This is a genomic window from Maribacter ulvicola (assembly GCF_900155985.1).
Taxonomy (GTDB): Bacteria; Bacteroidota; Bacteroidia; order Flavobacteriales; family Flavobacteriaceae; genus Maribacter; species Maribacter ulvicola.
Window position 1 is genome coordinate 33647 of record NZ_FTMA01000006.1, and the last position, 17168, is coordinate 50814.

Below are 17168 nucleotides of genomic sequence, written 5' to 3' on the forward strand. Positions count from 1 at the left end.
GTTTGATGGTGAATTAGTATATAGTTGCTACTGGCTACTTAAACAATGTAGCTTTGCCAAATACGAATTAAAAACAAGTCTATTCTTTACACTCTATTTTCTCTATTCCACTTTACAATAGTTACTTCATACTTTGTACCTATTACTTAATACTAGCTTTTAGCTTGGCTACTGGCTACTTAAACAATTTAGCTTTGCCAAATACCCATAAAAATTAGTCTATTCTCTATCCTCCATTTTCTCTATTCCACATTCCACTTTATAATAGTTACTTCATACTCTGTACTTTTTATTTATTACTTATTACTTAATACTCGCTTTTGGCAATTTGCGTATTACCCTTAACGCTTAAAAATTTATTACCTTAGTATTTGGCATAAAAAACAATATATATTACAAATACTTAACTCTATGAGCTACCTATCCCCTACCTATTTTTTTGATTATGAAAGTGATGAGATACAAGAGTTAGTAAATGAATTTAAAAATACCGCATTTTCTAAAAAGGAAGTTTCTATTGCATTATTCAACAAGGTGCGCGACACATGGAGATATGACCCGTACTCCTTAAGTTTCAATAGAGAGAAATATCGTGCCAGTGAAATTGCAAAACGCCCAAAGGGTCACTGTATTGATAAGTCTATCATTTTAATTGCCGGACTTAGAGCGCTTGGCATACCAGCTAGAATTCATTTAGCGAAAGTTAAAAATCATATTGCAGTAGATCGGTTAGTGGAAAAATTTGGTTCTAACGAACTCACGCCCCATGGCATGGTAGATGCCTATATCAATAACAAATGGCTAAAGCTCTCCCCTACTTTTAATACATCGTTATGTCAAATGCTACATGTAGCACCTTTGGATTTTGATGGTGAAAACGATGCAGTGCTACAAGAGTTCAACCAAGCGGGCACCCAATTTATGGAGTACCTAGAAGACTATGGGCATTTTGAAGATGTACCCATAGAATTTATGGAACAAAATGTACGCGAACACTATCCCAACATTTTTGATACCGGCACCAACCAAACTGAGTTTCAGTTGTAGGTTTTAACAAATTTTAATACATAATTAGATTTCAAACTTCTTTCCCATTAAGTTTTTATAGTACTTTCATTTCAAAATTACATCCTTTGAAAAACACGCTTTTATTACTTTTCATAACATTTTCATCATTGCCTTTTTTTGCACAGGAGCCTATTTTATGGAATCCTGATTACGAATTACAGCTAAACGATTATCAGTCTCTAGAATCAGAGATCAATCCCACGCTTACAACCTATTCCATTTATTCGGGTTCAAAAATCGATTTCAGTTTTAATATGAACTCGGTGTCCTTTATGTTCACCAAAAATTTCAATGACAAGGTAAAAGCTATTTTTCAAAAGAACCTAGCAGTTTTAGTCGCACCAGACTCCCTGACCGCAAATCAGTTATTACAATTTGGACGTTATGATTTTGATTTGGTAGAGCTTTACTCTAGAAAAATACGCAAGAAAATCTACGAAGAAAAAGGTGCTTTTAGTAACTCTAGCTTATTTCAACCTATTTTCAACGCGCTACAAGAAGAAATGAATACTGTTAGCGCACAAGTATTTAAAGCCACAGATTTTGGGAAAAATTCAGAGATGCTACAAAAAGAGCACAACAAAGTTATCGATGAAATCAATGCTCTTTCTGATTTTTGCATGACCTGTAAGCCGAAAAAGAATAGGAAGTAGTTGATGGTTGTTCGTTGATGGTTGTTCGTTGATGGTTGTTCGTTGATGGTTGTTCGTTGATGGTTGTTCGTTGATGGTTGTTTAAACGCTGCGCGTTTTTGTATTAAGTATTAAGCGATTCGCACTAAGCTCCTCTCTATGATCTCTTGATTTACTTATTACTTTGTACTTCTAACCTTCTACTTATGAAAACGTCCTGTCAGTTCTAGTGAATTTTCGAAGTATGAGAAAATTTGTATCGAGAACCCGAGTGTGTTCCAAATCTGTTCTCGATACAATTTTATGTTTCCGCTATGCTACACCATAAAACCACTCGAACTGACATTGATAATTTTAATCTCGAAGTCGCACTAAGCTCCTCGCCATGACATCTTGATTTACTTAATACTTTGTACCTAATACTTCCTGCCTAACACTTATTACTTTGTGCCTTTATCTTTTAAGTTTAAGTTCTCTGCGAAGTAATCACAAAAATCTTTCATGGTAGCGGTCATTTTCTCGTCTTGTGTTGCCTTTAAGAAGGTATCTGACAAAGAAACCAATGTTTGGTGAAAGAATGTTTTCATCTCATCAACTGGCATATCTTTAGTCCATAAGTCTATTTTTAACGACTCTTGGTTTTTACTGTCCCAAACGGATAATAGCATTGCCTTTGCGGCTTCATTTTCTATACCACCGTCTTCTGCAGACCAATTTAATGTTTCCGGAATTCTATTTTCGTCTAATCCTACGCGCAATTTTATTTCTGAAGTATGTAAATCTGCCATCTAATTTCTAGGTTTGTAATTTGATTTCTTAAATATTTCATCCGCAGGCATTGGCATTAATTGCATCATGCTTACTTTATTATTTTCCATAAAGGCACGTACAATTTGCCATCCTATGTAACGGCCTAACCTCCCCGGCGATTCATTATCCAGCTCCAACCCAAATTTTGAAAAAGGGGCAGGTTCCAAAAATCGCTGATTTAATTTATTGTCGGTACTATACAAGTATTCGTTCTCTATGAAGTTTCTCCAAATAGGCTCTTCGTTGGCAATCGCCCATTCTACATCTTCTTGGGAGTACCCTATTTTTCTGCGATCTTCTGCATTTGGCATCAATTTATCCTTAAGATATAATTCTTTACCAAAATAAATCATCCGCGCCAGATAAGTTCGATCTCTTGGCCTAGGTACAACTTGCTTTGCAAAAGAACTTGCTACATCGCTTATCATAAAATTACGATCTAATGACTGCGCAATGTACCGTTGGAATCCGCCATAATACTTATGCTCAGAACCCAGATAATTATCAAGACTGATGAACAAAAGACTATCGGTCAAAATAATTCTGTTATTGTAGTCCACATCATTGGTCACCGTTATGACCTTTGGCACTTTATAATCAGGGAAATAATACTTAATATGCTTAAACAACTGCACCAAACCTTCTTCCTCATCTTTAAAACTATGGAAAGCATTGCCTACCTCTTGAAACAACTCTATTTGAAGGGAGTCTTTCATTTTAGCGATCCAAACACTATCCGGCGCTGGAAATAAGTATGGATACATTTTACGCAAACCAGGCAGACCTTTCTCTCCAGAAGCCGCAAACTCACGATCAAAGCGTGAAATTTTTAGATCCATGGGTATGGCTGCAATCTCTTTGGCCTCCTTATCACTATCATTACAGCTAAAAAGAATAAAAAAAACTGATAATAGCACAAAAATAGGTTTGACCTTGGCAAGTATCTTACAATACATTTTATTATTTACAGTGTTCAACTTATTTTTAAGGCAAAGTTAATTGATTTTACTAAATAATTAGAGCGGTATGCAAACGGAAAAGGTAATCGAGTACATTGTTAAATGGTTAATAGATTATGCTACAACTGCAAAACAGAAAGGTTTTGTTATAGGTATATCTGGTGGAATCGACTCTGCCGTAACCTCAACCCTTTGTGCCAAAACCGGTTTAGAGCTACTTTGTTTAGAAATGCCCATTCACCAAGCAGAGAACCAAAGTGATCGTGCCTCTAGGCATATAGATTGGTTAATAGCCAATTTTCCGAATGTAAAAAGACAACCGGTAAATCTAACCCCGGTATTCGATAGTCTTGTGGCTGCATTACCAACTGTGGATAATGAGGAAGACAGGTTTATGTCTTTAGCAAATACCAGAGCACGTTTACGCATGACCAGCTTGTACTATTTTGCTGCACTTGAACGTTATCTGGTAGCAGGCACAGGGAATAAAGTTGAAGATTTCGGTGTTGGATTTTATACTAAATACGGGGATGGTGGAGTAGACTTGAGCCCAATTGCCGATCTAATGAAAACCGAGGTATATGACATTGCAAAGGTTTTAGACATAAACCAAGAGATCATTGGTGCCGCACCAACTGATGGATTATGGGGAGATGACAGAACCGATGAAGACCAAATAGGTGCCTCTTACCCTGAGCTAGAATGGGCAATGACCATGAAAGACGAAGGTAAAATAGCTGATGATTTTGAAGGAAGACAAAAAGAGGTTTATGCAATCTTTACACGGTTGAATACAATGAACCAACATAAGATGATACCTATACCTGTTTGTGAGATTCCAGAACGATTAAAACAACAACTCAACTAATAATCAAGGTATTAAATCGAAAATAAACCCCTAAATTATACGTTAATAACAAAATAATGCAACTTTGACTTCTAATTTAGAATTTTAAGCCTTACATTGCATGTAGTCTTTTTAGACAACATAGGTTTCAAAATCTATATAAAAAAACAATTAATGATCAAAGTTTTAATAGCGGACAACCACCCTATCATAAGAATGGGAGTTAGGAAGGTTCTAGAATCCGCTGAGGGATTTGAATTGATCGATGAGGTAGCTACTACCGAAGAACTTTTTAAAAAACTCAAAGACACAACCCCCGATGTGGTCATGCTAGAAATGGATATTCCGGAAATTAATGGAATAGCGGCATTACGCAAAATTAAAAAAGATTACGCAGACGTAAAAGTTCTTATGTACAGCGGCCAGTCTGAAGATGTTTATGCCCTTAGCGCCATAAGAGCCGGTGCTTTTGGCTATTTATCCAAATCATCTGGTACAGAATACATTACCGCTGCAGTAACCAAGGTAAGTGAGGGTAGTATGTTCATTACCAACGAACTTGCACAACGTCTTGCTTTTGATGAAGGAACTAAGAAACCAAGAAGATTCTTTAGAAAATTATCCACAAGAGAAATAGAAGTATTAAAACTTTTAGCTAGTGGTAAACGCAACAAAGAAGTTGCTTTAGGATTAAACCTAAACGAAAAAACAGTTAGTACCTATAAAGCTCGTTTAATGAAAAAATTAAATGTAGACAACATGGTAGATTTATTGCAGCAGGCAAAAGCCTTGGAATTGTACTAATTCTTACTATTGAATGACATAAAAAAGACCTGCATTTAGCAGGTCTTTTTATTTGCAATAAGGTGTAGATCAAGATAGCACCCTATTTAATTTCTTATTCAATAACTTATTCAACTGAATGTAGTTCATAATTTCTTCTAACACCTCTCTATTATCTTTCGTTGAATCTTCAGTAGCATGTTGCAAAGTGCTCATTCTCTTTTTAATCAAAAAGCAACGGAGCGTTAGTATCGTTTCACTTACCAACTGTGCCACTCCTATTTCCTTACTCTTTGGAAAAATTTCTTTACGCTCCCAGTCATGCAGCGTATAACGCTCCTCTTCCATCAAAATAGAAGAAATTTGATTGGCCATTTCTTGATCGAGCCCATTAACGAAAGAAGTTATAGAAAAATCTTCTTTTTCATTTAAGGCTTCAATTAACCTAGTATACATTTTACGAAATTCTTCATTGGCCAATTCTATTTCATCTTCTTGCAGATCCAAATAAATTTTTTCGTATACCTTAATTTCTGATATTTCTGGTTCCAGCACTAAATCACCGGCACTATTTTCTTTCAAGACCAGATCTTCAAATTCTTCTTTATAATTACCGTACAACATAAGCGATTCTATAATTTTTCGCTCTAATAGATACTGCACATCAACTTTTTCTTCTTTTTCCTCAGGCGTATTGCGAACAACATCAAAAGCCTTTTGCTCCTCTTTTTGTTGTGCTTGTACATTTTTATCTTCTTTTTTCCCTATCTGCGCAAGTGTATTGAACAAAACAGCCTCAGATATATTCATGATTTGGGCACACTCTTGTATATACACCTCTTTCTGAATGCGATCGGGAATCTTAGAAATACTATTTACAATATCCCTAACGGTATCTGCCCTTTTAATTGGGTCGTTATTTGCCTCTTTAACAAGAAGCGATGCTTTAAACTGAATAAAGTCTTTAGAATTGTCATTCAGATACATCATGACATCTTCTAGCTCATTATTCTTGGCAAAACTATCTGGATCCTCCCCTTCTGGAAATGTACATACGCGTACGTTCATACCTTGCTCCAATATTAAATCTATACCCCGTAGCGATGCACGCAAACCAGCCGCATCACCATCAAACAATACGGTAATGTTTTTGGTCAACCTGTTAATCAGCCTAATCTGTTCTGGCGTCAATGCCGTACCACTAGAAGATACCACGTTATCTATGCCACGCTGCGCAAATTGAATTACATCGGTATATCCTTCTACCAAATAGCAATTATCTTCTTTAGCAATAGATTGTTTGGCATGATAAATACCGTACAACACTTTACTCTTATGGTAGATATCACTTTCGGGAGAATTCAGGTATTTGGCCGCTTTTTTATCGTTCTTTAATATACGGCCTCCAAAACCTAGCACACGACCACTTAAAGAATGAATAGGAAACATCACCCGACCTTTAAAACGGTCAAATTTTCTAGCTCCGTTCGGGTTGTTAGAATCTTCCTTGACAATGGTCAAACCTGTTTTTGCAAGGTATTCTAGCCTATACCCTTTATCTAGCGCTGCAGTTGTAAAACCGTCCCATTGATCCAAGCAATACCCTAACTCAAATTTCTTGATAGTTTCATCTGTAAAACCACGCTCCTTGAAATAGCTTAAACCGATTGCTTTACCCAGCTCAGATTCCCACAACATTTCTTTAAAATGTGTTTGGGCGAATTCAGAGACCAGATACATGCTTTCGCGTTCACTGGCCTGCTCTTTTTGTTCGTTAGATTGCTCGGTCTCCTCTACTTCAATATTATATTTCTTCGCTAAATATTTTATAGCCTCAGGATAGGTAAAATGCTCGTGCTCCATTAAAAAAGCAACGACATTACCTCCTTTTCCACTACTGAAATCTTTCCAAATCTGCTTTACGGGAGATACCATAAAACTGGGGGAACGTTCATCTGTAAACGGACTAAGGCCTTTAAAGTTAGTACCTGATTTCTTTAACTGCACAAAATCACCAATCACCTCTTCTAAACGAGCGGTTTCATACACTTTATCTATGGTAATCTTTGAAATCATATTCCTCCCTTAGGCCCTCCAAAGGAGGGAAACTTTGTTTTTTAAATAATTTATAAAAGTATTAAAATTTAAACGGTTGACATATGCAATCAAAAATGAATGTGCTTTTTTAAATTATAAAAAAAGTTATCTATTTTATTACATTAGCGTATATAATCGTTTTACAGTTAGACAGAAAATAATTAGCACGTTTATTCCAATGCTTTATTCAACAATAATATCATTGGAAAAATAAGGTGAATCGAAAACCTTTAGAACAAGAAAAGTTCTCAATACTAATTTTGTTCCTAAAAAGGTCTCAAAATTCACTCGAAGTGACATTCATTTATTAAAACCATATTAAGTAGTTCTCCGAAAAATACTAATAATATCTTATGATTCTATTCTTTGGCACAAGACCTGGAAAGCCCGAAACTAAAAAACTTTTTAATAGCACATGTCCGTATTGCCAACAACGCGGGACTTTAATCGCTGTTACCCAAAAGAACTATTTTCATATTTTCTGGATCAAGCTATTTAATATATCTAGCACAACTATGGTAGAATGCAGCCATTGTAAACGAGGTTATTTTGAAAATGAATTTACCGAAGAGATGAATCGCGAATTATCTAATACAAATAATTAGCTGTAGTAACCGGTTTTTACACACGGCACCACAGCTAATTTGATTGATGAATTTCTTATTTAAAGGTCGAAACGAAGACCTAATGAAATGTTTCTTTGCTCTACAGCGGCATCTTTAAATATAGGATTCAAATCATATTTTACATACAACAGAAAACCATCAACACCTGCATAAGCACTTAAGCCATAAATTAAATCATTGGTATTATAACTACGCTTCAGCTTGTCTTTTACATTATCACCGTCAAGGTTGTATTTTAATTTTTGACGTGTACCTATATTAAATCCGCCATAGCCCCCTAATCCTATTCTAAATTGATCCTTTAAAGAGTACCTCATCTTTTTTTCGCTTGTACTCTGTTTTGATGGTCCAAACTCGAAATGCATAGGAAAAACCAGGTTATCCATTCTAAATTTCGATTTATCTAACTCATAATCGAACTCTTGAAGTTCGGACTGTCCATTATCTAAAGAAACCAAATACTGATTATCCTTCGGTTTTAATCCGTTAAACTGAAATGAGAACCCGTAATTAAATCTTAAAAAATTAGTATTTTTAAATACTCGGGTACGCCACTGCCATCCTATTTCAAAAAATCTGCTACCTCCTATTTTGTATGGTGAATCGTTTAAAGACTGCCCTTCAACTATAGCATTATTAAGACCTACCGCAATTACCAAATCTGAGTAGGTTCTTCTATCGTAAATAGGCTCTTTTCTATTCGGGTTTTCATTTAATCTAAAACCCAGCAGTTTCCCTCCATCCTTATCATCATCACCAAACCCTATTTGAAAAGCAAACTTATAATTCAAGGTATCCAATTCTTTCACTTCACCATTGTTCCTTTCCAATAAAGAAATTTTATTATTGATAATGGCTATTCTATCTTCAATGTTCAGCGCGTGCTTTTCTGCTGCTTTCATTTTCAAAGCATCTGCCTCTTCTTTTGTTATTTCATCATTATCTAACTTTTTAGAAATTGCTGCTATTTCAAATTTAAGGGCTTCTTTCTCTTGCCTGGTAATACTAAGTTTTTGCTCGTTTAGAATATCTATTGTTTTTTGATAATCTTCTTGCGCTACTGAATTTTGCACTACAAGAAGTGTCAGTGCCAAGATTAAATACATTGTAATTGTTCTCATTTCGATTTTGATTTTTTTTGATGAATAAACTCCGCTCCCCGTCCCTATAGTATTTTATAGAGATCTAGGATTAAATGATTTGTGATTAATTAATTATTGCGATCTGCCACCGCAGTTCGTACTTTAATAAAACCGGCTTTTAAAGAATTAAAAATTTGGTCTCGGAAAGATTGATCAAGTTCTTCTTCAACCTCTGTCAATAAAGCCATAGCATCAACAGTATTATCTGTATTAAATATTCGTTCTCTTAAAATTTCATCTTGTGCGCGTTTTAATAATGAGTCTACTTCGGCGTCTGTTACATCATTGTATTGCTCTAAAACATCTACCCGAGCCACTATATCTACCACTTTAGAATTTATAATTTCGTCTGACACTATTAGCTTATTATTAGAATTATCTGTAATCACAGGTTCTAGAACCGCTACGTCAATGGCATCATTTAAAATATTATTTTCTTGTACTTCTGGCATTCTGTACTCTTCATTTGCAACAGTGCCACTTTCTGCCTTTGTATCTGTCTCTGCAACAACTTGTACTTTTTCTTCAAAAAGCTCTAGATCTTTAGTAATTACTTCTTCTAAATTCTCTTCTTTTTCAATCTCAACAATTTCTGCCGGAATATCATTTACTGCTTGGTTTTCATTAAAATAAAAGAGAGCAACACCCAGCAACACAACCACACTTGCGGCAACACCCATCCATAAATACACAGGTTTCTTTTTAGGTGCATCATCATTTAATTCTGATGCTATTTTGGACCAAGCATTTTCTGACGGTTGAATCTCCCGTTCCTGAAACTTGTCTTTTATATGTTTTTCGAATTTATCGGTTTCCATACCCTATAATATTTTGTTGTCTTAATTGATCTTGAAGCAATTTTCGGGCTTTTAATAATTGTGTTTTTGAAGTACTCTCGGTAATCGACAGCATTTCTGCAATTTCTTTATGCTTATACCCTTCTACTGTATACAATACAAATACCATTTTATACCCTTGCGGTAAAGCATCTATCAATTGTTGAATATGTTCGGTATCTAAATCGGAACTTTGTGAAGTTTCTTCGGATTGATTTTTCTCGTAAACCTCATCATCATACACCACAAACTGCTGCTTTCGTAAATAAGAGATGCTTTCCCTTATCATAATCCGCCGCAACCATCCTTCAAAACTTCCTTGGAACTTGAACGTTTCTAACTTATTGAACATTTTTAGAAAACCTTGCACCATTACATCCTCGGCAAAATGAATATCTTTTATGTATTGACGGCAGACACTCAGCATTTTTGGAGCATGTTTTTTATATAAACGCTCTTGTGCATCTCGGTTACCCGATGTTGCTTTTTTAATGAGCTGCTTCTCGTTTTTATAAAAAGGTATAATTTTCAAAATATTGGTTTGGTCTTCTATTAGCATAGACGCAGAAGAAGAACATATAGTTGCCTGATGATAAATAAAATTTAAAATTAATTTTCAAATAACTGTTAATCAGTTATTTAAATGTGTATATTTTTTTGAAGTATTATTTACTTTTTACGATCCACCACGTAATTCACCATCAACTCTAAAGCACTTTTGTAATCAGACTCTGGATATGTACTCAATAATTCTAACGCCTGATCTCTATACTGTAACATTTTAGTTACCGCGTAATCCAAGCCGCCTTTATCTTTTACAAAGGCAATAACTTCTTTAACGCGCTTTTTATCTTTATTGTGGTTTTTGATCGAATTGATTGCCCAACTTTTCTCTTTCTTGGTACAGTGATTTAGCGCATAAATTAATGGCAATGTCATTTTTTGCTCTTTGATATCTATACCTGTTGGCTTTCCTATTTGCTGAGCGCCATAATCAAAAAGATCGTCTTTGATCTGAAATGCCATACCACAGAGTTCACCAAATTTCCTAAAAGTTTCTACATCCGCACTTTCTGGCTTTACCGAACAAGCACCCAAAGAACAACAGGCCGCTATTAGCGTTGCCGTCTTTTGCCTAATGATGTCATAATACACATCTTCGGTAATATCTAAGCGTCTTGCTTTTTCTATCTGTAACAATTCACCCTCACTCATTTCACGCACGGCAACAGAGATAATTTTAAGCAAATCGAAATCTTCATTATCTATAGATAGTAACAGACCTTTAGACAGCAAATAATCACCTACAAGAACGGCAATCTTATTTTTCCAAAGGGCATTTATTGAGAAAAATCCACGACGTTTATTGCTTTCATCGACCACATCATCATGCACCAATGTTGCGGTATGTATTAATTCTATAACCGATGCACCACGATAGGTACGCTCGTTCACCTTACCGTTATTCAGCATTTTTGCCGTTAGAAATACGAACATAGGGCGCATTTGCTTTCCCTTTCGATTTACAATGTAATGGGTGATTCTATTGAGTAGCGCAACCTTAGAGGTCATTGAATCTCTAAACTTCGATTCAAACAACTCCATTTCCTGATAGACAGGTTCCTTTATTTGTGCTACTATTTTCAGCTGCTCTGTTTTAGAACGCCAAAATTAGTCAAAAGCGAGGAATTAACAGTACTCGGAGAGGAGATAATGGTATTATTGGAGTTAGGAGTTAAGGAAAAAATAAATTCAAATACAAATGCAAAAAACAAACTCAGGCTCAAAATGGCTTTTGGCTTTTAGCATTAACGCTTCGCGTTTTTTAGTATTAAAGTACTAAGATATTACGTTAGTTAGTGTTCTTGTAATCGGTTTTACTAAATACGCTATTTTCTCTTTTGCAATCTAGTATTACTAATTTTAGACTTCGTAACAAGTCTATTTTCACTCTTCTAACTGCAGATTTTACTCCTTGTACTTTGTACCTCGCACTTAAAACAATGTACTTCTAACTTTTATTCGCCAACTGCCCACATGCGGCATCAATATCCTTTCCTCTAGAACGACGAACGGTTACTACTATATTATTCTTCTCCAATGAATTTACATAGCGGTCAATAGCTGCGTTTGAAGCTTGCTTGAACTCGCCATCATCAATGGGGTTGTATTCAATAAGATTCACCTTAGATGGTGCAAAACGGCAAAATTCTACTAAGGCATCTACATCTTTTTGGGTATCGTTAATTCCGTCCCACACTACGTACTCATAAGTAATACGACTTCTAGTTTTCTCATACCAATACTGCAAAGACTCTCGCAAATCGCTCAAGGTAAACTTAGCATTAAAGGGCATAATTGAAGTACGGATTTCATCTACAGCAGAATGTAGAGAAACTGCCAATTTAAATTTTACCTCATCATCTGCCATTTTCCGAATCAGTTTTGGTACTCCGGAAGTGGAAACCGTAATTCTCTTTGGCGACATCCCTAATCCGTCAGGAGAGGTGATCTTGTCTATAGCCTTCAACACATTATTGTAATTCATTAAAGGCTCTCCCATACCCATAAAAACAATATTACTCAATGGTCTCTCAAAATACAATCGGCTTTCATTGTCTATAGCAACTACTTGATCATAAATTTCATCGGGATTCAAGTTACGCATTCGTTTTAAACGAGATGTTGCACAGAACCTACAATCTAAACTACAACCCACCTGACTAGATACACAAGCAGTGGTTCTTGATTTTGTAGGAATTAATACCGACTCTACAATTAGATCGTCATGTAAGCGAACGGCATTTTTTATGGTACCGTCACTACTGCGCTGCATTTGATCTACCTTAATGTGGTTGATCACAAAATTTGCCTCTAGCATTTCTCTAGTTTCTTTTGATAGATTCGTCATCACATCAAAAGAATATGCTGCTTTCTGCCATAACCATTCATACACCTGGTTTCCACGGAAAGCTTTATCACCGTTAGAAACAAAGAACTCTCTAAGCTGCTCTCGCGTTAGTGCCCGAATATCTTTTTTCTTTATTTCTTCCATCTTTTTAAAGGTAGGTATTACTGGTGATAAAAATCCCGCTTTCTCCATGTAGATAAAGCGGGATTTTTTTATTCGTCCTTTATAGAAAGGATATATTTTTAACTTATATAATCAACATGGCATCACCATAAGAATAGAACTTATAGCTTTCCAATATTGCTTCTTTATATGCTTTGTTCATTAAATCATGACCAATGAATGCAGATACCATCATCAACAATGTAGATTTTGGCAAGTGGAAATTAGTGATCATTGCATTTGCGATACTGAAATCATAAGGAGGGAAAATAAATTTATTTGTCCACCCTTCATATGTATTTAATGTATGTTTAGATGATACTGCACTTTCCAGTCCTCTCATGGCAGTTGTACCCACCGCGCAGATGCGACGCTTGTTCAATTTAGCGTTGTTTACAATATCAGTAGCTTTTTCATCAATAAATAACTCTTCGCTATCCATTTTATGCTTAGAAAGATCTTCCACTTCAACTGGGTTAAAAGTACCTAAACCAACATGTAACGTCAATTCAGCAAAATCAACACCTTTAATTTCTAAACGCTTTAATAAATGTTTAGAGAAATGAAGACCAGCTGTTGGAGCTGCCACTGCACCCTCATGCTTTGCATAGATTGTTTGGTAACGCCCTTCATCTTCTGGCTCTACGTCTCTTTTAATATATTTTGGTAACGGAGTTTCTCCCAACTCTCTCAATTTTCTTCTAAAATCTACATAGGCACCGTCATATAGAAAACGTAGTGTCCTACCTCTAGAAGTAGTATTGTCAATAACTTCAGCAACCAATGTTTCATCATCACCAAAATAAAGCTTGTTACCAATACGTATTTTACGTGCTGGATCTACAAGAACATCCCAAAGACGTTGCTCTTCGTTCAACTCACGTAAAAGAAAAACCTCAATACGAGCTCCAGTCTTCTCCTTATTACCGTATAAACGGGCAGGAAAAACTTTAGTGTTGTTCAAAACCATAACATCACCTTCATCAAAATAGTCGATCATGTCTTTGAACATTCTATGCTCAATTTTTCCGGTATCTCTATGGATAACCATTAATTTAGACTCATCTCTATTTTCAGATGGATGCTCCGCCAATAATTCGTCAGGAAGCTCAAAATTAAAATTTGATAATTTCATGTAGCTATTATATTTAATGTAGCAAATTGCGGCTGCAAATATACAATCTGCAGATAGGCCTTGTCAAGTAAAACGTTAATTATAATTCTTTTATGCTGAAATCTAGTTGTTTTAGGTCGTTCCAAAAATCTGGATACGATTTGGAAACCACCTCTGCATCATTTACAATAAGGGTAGTTTTCATTGCCAATGGAGCAAAAGCCATTGCCATTCTATGATCGTTATAGGTGTCTATAGCTACATCTGCATTTATTTCAGTAGTAGGCAAAATAGTTAATGATTTATTGGTCACAGAAATGTTAGCTCCCAATTTGGAAAGCTCTACATCTAAAGCTTCTAAACGATCAGTTTCTTTAATTTTTAGGGTATGTAGACCAATTAAATGACAGCCTACCCCTAACCCAAAACAGGTAACAGCAATAGTTTGCGCTATATCCGGGGCGTTAACTAAATCCAATTCATTCTGGGCCAGAACTTTTTTATCGGTCTTTTTTAATGTTACTTTATTTTCGCCGAAAATAGTTTCTACACCAAATATGGTGTAAATATCCGCAAGCACACTATCTCCTTGAAGACTTTCCTTTTTATAGGCAGATAAGGTAATTTCCGTACCCGGCTCGGCTAGAGCACAAATACCATAAAAATATGATGCAGAACTCCAATCAGATTCTACCACCAATGTCGTTGGTAAAACTTTTGCTTTAGGGAAAACTTTAATCAAACTACCTTCAAAAGAGGTTTCTACACCAATTTCTTCCAATAATCCCAAAGTCATTTTAATATACGGCACCGAGGTTATCTTACCTACTAACTCTAACTCTAATCCGTTTTTAAGGTTAGGGGCTATCAATAATAAAGATGAAATATACTGACTACTTACGTTTGCAGGCAGACTTACTTTATCTTTTACAATATGTTGCCCTTTTATTTTTATAGGAGGATAACCTTCATCTTGAACATAAGAGATTTCCGCCCCCAAAGTCCTTAAAGCATCCACTAGAATTTCAATAGGCCTCTCAGTCATTCTTTTAGACCCGGTAAGAACCACATCTTTACCTTCTTGAGATGAAAAATATCCTGTTAAAAAACGCATTGCCGTACCAGCATGATGAATATCTACGGTACCCTCAGATATTTTCAACCCTTTAGCCATTAATTGGGCATCATCTGAATTTGAAATATTTTCAATTGTTATATTTGGAAATAAGGCTGCCAATAACAAACTACGGTTAGATTCACTTTTAGAACCTGTTATAGTAATTGTGTCATTAAGTTTTGTATTGGATGGACCAGTCAAGTGAAGTTTCAATGCGTATAATTTTAAAAATGGAACGCCAAATATACGCCTATTTCAACTTTTTATTGTTGTGATGACGGTCATGATCACGCTTTGTTTTTAAATCTAACTTTTTATCAAAAGCTTGTTGCAAATCAATACCTGTTTGATTGGCCATACACAGTATCACAAACATAACATCTGCCAGTTCTTCGCCTAAATCTTTATTCTTGTCAGATTCTTTTTCGCTTTGCTCACCATAGCGTCTGGCAATAATTCTGGCAACTTCCCCTACTTCCTCTGTAAGCTGTGCCATATTGGTAAGCTCGTTAAAGTAACGAACGCCATGTTCTTTTATCCACTTATCTACTTCTAGTTGTGCGTTTTTGATGTTCATTAATCTTTATTTTTTGTATCTATCATTATAGTCACCGGACCATCGTTCAATAACTCCACCTTCATATCTGCACCAAATATACCTGTACCTACTTTCTTACCCAATTTTGATTCTAACGTAGAAATGAAAGCTTCGTACAATGGTATGGCAACTTCTGGTCTTGCCGCTTTTATATATGACGGGCGATTCCCTTTTTTTGTGCTGGCGTGCAATGTAAATTGACTGACTACAATAGCGTCTCCATTTATAGAAAGTAAAGAGTTGTTCATTACGCCTTCATCATCATTAAAAATACGAAGGTTCGCTATCTTATTCGTTAGCCAATCAATGTCAATTTGTGTATCTTCATTTTCAATGCCGATAAGTATAAGAATTCCCGCTTTAATGGCACTGATTTTTTTTCCTTCAACCGTTACACTAGCTTTGGAAACTCTTTGTAGTACTGCTCTCATTTTTTATTGTCGTGTATATCTATCCTGTAATTCTCATCTTCGCCTTTGATCATCTGTAAGTAACTATTATACCTACTCCATGCAATATCGCCAGCATCCAAAGCATCTTTTACGGCGCATTTTGGCTCATCTATATGAATGCAGTTATTGAACTTACAGTCTTGCTTCAATTCAAAGAACTCAGGAAAATAGTTTCCTATTTCCTCTTTTTCCATATCTACAATTCCAAATCCTTTAATACCGGGAGTATCAATAATTCGAGCATTAAAACTAAGGTCGAACATTTCTGCAAAGGTGGTGGTATGCTGACCTTGTGCATGTTGCTGAGAAATTTGTTTGGTCTTAATATCTAAATCAGGGGCTATGGCATTTACCAATGTAGATTTACCAACGCCCGAATGACCTGAAAACATAGAGGTTTTACCTTTCATCATTTCCTTGACTTTATCAACATTCTTGCCTGTAGCGGCAGATATACCAAGACAGGTATACCCTATGTTTCGATACAAGGCTGCCAAGAATTTAATTTCATCTAATTCTTCTGGAGCATAGGTATCTACTTTATTAAAAAGCAACACCACAGGAATTTCGTATGCTTGGGCAGTTATTAAAAAACGGTCTATAAACACAGGATAAGTAGGCGGATTGTTCAATGTGACCAATAAAAACACCTGATCTAAATTGGCAGCAATTATATGCGTCTGTTTAGACAGATTTACCGACTTACGTATAATGTAATTTTTACGGGTTTCAATTTCATTAATAATACCGATGGTATCATCCCCAATGGTCTCAACCTCAAAGCGAACGTTATCACCAACAGCAACGGGATTCGTACTCTTTATACCCTTTATCCTAAACTTTCCTTTTATTCTACACTCATAGAATTCACCATTCCCTGCCTTAACAGTATACCAACTTCCCGTAGATTTATAAACAATTCCTACCATTTACCCAAAAATCCTTCCATTTATACAAAGTAACTGCTTTAAATGTAAAAATTAATATAAATTTGAAAATTAGAATTAGAACAAT

Annotated in this window: 18 protein-coding genes; 5 read left to right on the plus strand and 13 right to left on the minus strand. The window is 35.6% G+C overall.

Features of this window, described 5'->3' with window-relative positions:
- Nucleotides 1-411 precede the first annotated feature (411 nt).
- Nucleotides 412-1047 carry a transglutaminase-like domain-containing protein gene (locus tag BW936_RS20235; protein ID WP_076549465.1) on the plus strand — a complete coding sequence of 212 codons (636 nt, stop codon included), beginning with the start codon at nucleotides 412-414 and terminating at the stop codon, nucleotides 1045-1047.
- An 86-nt stretch (nucleotides 1048-1133) separates the two neighbouring features.
- Complete coding sequence (locus tag BW936_RS14635; RefSeq protein ID WP_143744172.1) at nucleotides 1134-1721, plus strand: hypothetical protein; 588 nt, start codon at nucleotides 1134-1136, stop codon at nucleotides 1719-1721.
- Between the two features lie 419 nt (nucleotides 1722-2140).
- Here the strand turns inward: BW936_RS14635 and gldC are convergent, their stop codons facing one another.
- Together gldC and gldB are read right to left on the minus strand one after the other, a co-directional pair.
- Complete coding sequence (gene gldC, locus BW936_RS14640; protein WP_076549469.1) at nucleotides 2141-2488, minus strand: gliding motility protein GldC; 348 nt, start codon at nucleotides 2486-2488, stop codon at nucleotides 2141-2143.
- The gene (gldB, locus tag BW936_RS14645; protein ID WP_076549472.1) at nucleotides 2489-3466 is read right to left on the minus strand and encodes a gliding motility lipoprotein GldB; all 978 of its coding nucleotides are present in this window, start codon (nucleotides 3464-3466) and stop codon (nucleotides 2489-2491) included.
- 70 nt (nucleotides 3467-3536) lie between these two features.
- Between gldB and nadE the strand changes: the two genes are divergently transcribed.
- On the plus strand, nucleotides 3537-4337 hold the full coding sequence (nadE, locus tag BW936_RS14650) for an NAD(+) synthase (protein ID WP_076549476.1): 801 nt from the start codon (nucleotides 3537-3539) through the stop codon (nucleotides 4335-4337).
- Nucleotides 4338-4490: 153 nt separating this feature from the next.
- Entirely contained in the window at nucleotides 4491-5120 is a 630-nt protein-coding gene (locus tag BW936_RS14655) for a response regulator (RefSeq protein ID WP_076549726.1), read from the plus strand.
- 69 nt (nucleotides 5121-5189) lie between these two features.
- On the opposite strand, the gene dnaG is transcribed toward BW936_RS14655, so the two are convergent.
- Nucleotides 5190-7175, minus strand: coding sequence for a DNA primase (gene dnaG, locus BW936_RS14660; RefSeq protein ID WP_076549479.1), 1986 nt, complete (start codon nucleotides 7173-7175; stop codon nucleotides 5190-5192).
- A 374-nt stretch (nucleotides 7176-7549) separates the two neighbouring features.
- On the opposite strand from dnaG, the gene BW936_RS14665 reads away from it, so the two are divergent.
- Nucleotides 7550-7801, plus strand: coding sequence for a zinc-ribbon domain-containing protein (locus BW936_RS14665; protein ID WP_076549483.1), 252 nt, complete (start codon nucleotides 7550-7552; stop codon nucleotides 7799-7801).
- 59 nt (nucleotides 7802-7860) lie between these two features.
- Here the strand turns inward: BW936_RS14665 and BW936_RS14670 are convergent, their stop codons facing one another.
- The 10 genes from BW936_RS14670 to rsgA form a co-directional block, all read right to left on the minus strand.
- The gene (locus tag BW936_RS14670; RefSeq protein WP_076549486.1) at nucleotides 7861-8943 is read right to left on the minus strand and encodes a hypothetical protein; all 1083 of its coding nucleotides are present in this window, start codon (nucleotides 8941-8943) and stop codon (nucleotides 7861-7863) included.
- Between the two features lie 89 nt (nucleotides 8944-9032).
- Entirely contained in the window at nucleotides 9033-9782 is a 750-nt protein-coding gene (locus BW936_RS14675) for a hypothetical protein (protein ID WP_076549489.1), read from the minus strand.
- The gene (locus tag BW936_RS14680; protein ID WP_076549728.1) at nucleotides 9769-10332 is read right to left on the minus strand and encodes an RNA polymerase sigma factor; all 564 of its coding nucleotides are present in this window, start codon (nucleotides 10330-10332) and stop codon (nucleotides 9769-9771) included. The genes BW936_RS14675 and BW936_RS14680 overlap by 14 nt, the downstream gene beginning before the upstream one ends.
- A gap of 137 nt (nucleotides 10333-10469) precedes the next feature.
- Nucleotides 10470-11447: a polyprenyl synthetase family protein gene (locus tag BW936_RS14685; RefSeq protein WP_076549495.1), complete on the minus strand. Its 978-nt coding sequence runs from the start codon at nucleotides 11445-11447 to the stop codon at nucleotides 10470-10472.
- Between the two features lie 364 nt (nucleotides 11448-11811).
- Nucleotides 11812-12855, minus strand: a complete 1044-nt coding sequence (gene rlmN, locus BW936_RS14690; RefSeq protein WP_076549730.1) for a dual-specificity RNA methyltransferase RlmN — start codon at nucleotides 12853-12855, stop codon at nucleotides 11812-11814.
- A 103-nt stretch (nucleotides 12856-12958) separates the two neighbouring features.
- Nucleotides 12959-14008, minus strand: a complete 1050-nt coding sequence (queA, locus tag BW936_RS14695; protein WP_076549500.1) for a tRNA preQ1(34) S-adenosylmethionine ribosyltransferase-isomerase QueA — start codon at nucleotides 14006-14008, stop codon at nucleotides 12959-12961.
- A gap of 79 nt (nucleotides 14009-14087) precedes the next feature.
- Entirely contained in the window at nucleotides 14088-15317 is a 1230-nt protein-coding gene (locus BW936_RS14700) for a 3-phosphoshikimate 1-carboxyvinyltransferase (protein WP_076549503.1), read from the minus strand.
- A 37-nt stretch (nucleotides 15318-15354) separates the two neighbouring features.
- Entirely contained in the window at nucleotides 15355-15681 is a 327-nt protein-coding gene (locus BW936_RS14705; RefSeq protein WP_076549505.1) for a nucleotide pyrophosphohydrolase, read from the minus strand.
- A complete protein-coding gene (gene dtd / locus BW936_RS14710) occupies nucleotides 15681-16133 on the minus strand; it encodes a D-aminoacyl-tRNA deacylase (RefSeq protein WP_076549508.1) in 453 nt (150 codons plus the stop codon). Before dtd ends, BW936_RS14705 begins: the two co-directional genes overlap by 1 nt.
- Complete coding sequence (gene rsgA / locus BW936_RS14715; RefSeq protein ID WP_076549510.1) at nucleotides 16130-17083, minus strand: ribosome small subunit-dependent GTPase A; 954 nt, start codon at nucleotides 17081-17083, stop codon at nucleotides 16130-16132. The genes dtd and rsgA overlap by 4 nt, the downstream gene beginning before the upstream one ends.
- Between the last annotated feature and the right edge of the window lie 85 nt (nucleotides 17084-17168).